Source organism: Brevibacillus fluminis, from assembly GCF_003710825.1.
Lineage (GTDB): Bacteria > Bacillota > Bacilli > Brevibacillales > Brevibacillaceae > Brevibacillus_D > Brevibacillus_D fluminis.
On record NZ_RHHQ01000036.1, the window covers coordinates 1 to 1,721 of the forward strand.

Here is a 1,721-nt window from a genome sequence, read left to right on the forward strand (position 1 = left end):
GACTTGCGTATCCAGTTTTCAGGGAATAACTGAAACGGACCATCTGATGTTGGTTTTCTGTTTGCTTGTTTTTTAGGATAACACCCTAATTCGATCACAATCGCTTTTATCAAAAAAGATATTGCTTTTTGATAGACAGTATGATAGATTGAATATCCAGGCACAAAACGAAAGTTGTTGAGTAGCTTGGGAAAACGAGTTGTTGATTCTCTAAAAATGGCCCGTTGGTGAAGCGGTTTAACACAGCAGCCTTTCACGCTGTCATACAGGGGTTCGAATCCCCTACGGGTCACCATTTATTTCGGAGGCTTAGCTCAGCTGGGAGAGCATCTGCCTTACAAGCAGAGGGTCGGCGGTTCGATCCCGTCAGCCTCCACCATTATCGTTCAGAAGTAAATATGGAGCTGTGGTGAAGTTGGAGTTCACGCCGGTCTGTCACACCGGAGGTCGCGGGTTCGAGTCCCGTCAGCTCCGCCATTTTTACAACCAATATCATATGCCGGTGTAGCTCAATTGGTAGAGCACCTGACTTGTAATCAGGGGGTTGTGGGTTCAAGTCCTATCGCCGGCACCATTATCCAAGCTTTGGGGAGATAGCGAAGTGGCTAAACGCGGCAGACTGTAAATCTGCTCCCTCTGGGTTCGGCGGTTCGAATCCGTCTCTCCCCACCATTGCTTTGATAAATGGATAAAACAGCAAGAGCCATTAGCTCAGTTGGTAGAGCATCTGACTTTTAATCAGAGGGTCGAAGGTTCGAGTCCTTCATGGCTCACCAGTTTTTTTAAAAGAATATGCGGTCGTGGCGGAATTGGCAGACGCGCTAGATTCAGGTTCTAGTGGTGGCAACACCGTGGAGGTTCAAGTCCTCTCGACCGCACCAAACAAATGCGGACGTAGCTCAATTGGTAGAGCGTCGCCTTGCCAAGGCGAAGGTCGAGGGTTCGAGACCCTTCGTCCGCTCCATATGTGCCCTTAGCTCAGCCGGATAGAGCGTTTGACTACGAATCAAAAGGTCGGGAGTTCGAATCTCTCAGGGCACGCCATTATATGTCGGGAAGTAGCTCAGCTTGGTAGAGTACTTGGCTTGGGACCAAGGGGTCGCAGGTTCGAATCCTGTCTTCCCGACCATTTTTTGCCGGTGTGGCGGAATGGCAGACGCGCGCGACTCAAAATCGTGAGGGAAACCGTGGGGGTTCAAGTCCCTTCACCGGCACCACAAGCGTTGATTATGTTTGCAAATTCACACGTAATATATTTTGGCGGTGTAGCTCAGATGGCTAGAGCGTTCGGTTCATACCCGAAAGGTCGGGGGTTCGACCCCCTCCGCCGCTACCAATGAGATTTTTTCTCTAGCACCATAACACTTATTATGGCGGTCGTGGCGAAGGGGTTAACGCACCGGATTGTGGCTCCGGCACTCGTGGGTTCAAGTCCCATCGATCGCCCCATAAATTATTCAATGTCTCAGCTCTTTTTTTATGGTTATTTGGTTGACTAAATAATCGAACTGAGGTAAAATAATTATCCGCGCTTCTAAAATGCGTGAAAATGCTCTTTGAAAACTGAACAGCGAAAGCGAAAAGATAACGTGATTGTCCAAGTGACATCACATTTAATTAAGCCAAGCAAGTCTTGGAATCAGCTTCAACTCAACTTTAATGGAGAGTTTGATCCTGGCTCAGGACGAACGCTGGCGGCGTGCCTAATACATGCAAGTCGA

General features: G+C 48.6%; 13 tRNA genes and 1 rRNA gene. All 14 read left to right on the forward strand.

Annotated elements, in window-relative coordinates:
• Positions 1-218: 218 nt before the first annotated feature.
• Positions 219-295: transfer RNA gene (locus tag EDM56_RS30640), tRNA-Glu, on the forward strand.
• Between the two features lie 8 nt (positions 296-303).
• A tRNA-Val gene (locus tag EDM56_RS30645) sits at positions 304-379 on the forward strand.
• Between the two features lie 21 nt (positions 380-400).
• Positions 401-477, forward strand: a tRNA-Asp gene (locus EDM56_RS30650).
• A gap of 21 nt (positions 478-498) precedes the next feature.
• A tRNA-Thr gene (locus tag EDM56_RS30655) sits at positions 499-574 on the forward strand.
• A 13-nt stretch (positions 575-587) separates the two neighbouring features.
• Positions 588-672 (forward strand) — tRNA-Tyr (locus EDM56_RS30660).
• 28 nt (positions 673-700) lie between these two features.
• A tRNA-Lys gene (locus EDM56_RS30665) sits at positions 701-776 on the forward strand.
• A gap of 18 nt (positions 777-794) precedes the next feature.
• Positions 795-881: transfer RNA gene (locus EDM56_RS30670), tRNA-Leu, on the forward strand.
• A 7-nt stretch (positions 882-888) separates the two neighbouring features.
• Positions 889-964, forward strand: a tRNA-Gly gene (locus EDM56_RS30675).
• 3 nt (positions 965-967) lie between these two features.
• A tRNA-Arg gene (locus EDM56_RS30680) sits at positions 968-1,044 on the forward strand.
• An 8-nt stretch (positions 1,045-1,052) separates the two neighbouring features.
• Positions 1,053-1,129 (forward strand) — tRNA-Pro (locus tag EDM56_RS30685).
• A 6-nt stretch (positions 1,130-1,135) separates the two neighbouring features.
• Positions 1,136-1,217, forward strand: a tRNA-Leu gene (locus tag EDM56_RS30690).
• A gap of 42 nt (positions 1,218-1,259) precedes the next feature.
• Positions 1,260-1,336 (forward strand) — tRNA-Met (locus EDM56_RS30695).
• Between the two features lie 37 nt (positions 1,337-1,373).
• Positions 1,374-1,449: transfer RNA gene (locus EDM56_RS30700), tRNA-His, on the forward strand.
• A 207-nt stretch (positions 1,450-1,656) separates the two neighbouring features.
• Positions 1,657-1,721: ribosomal RNA gene (locus EDM56_RS30705) — 16S ribosomal RNA — on the forward strand; the annotation flags it as partial.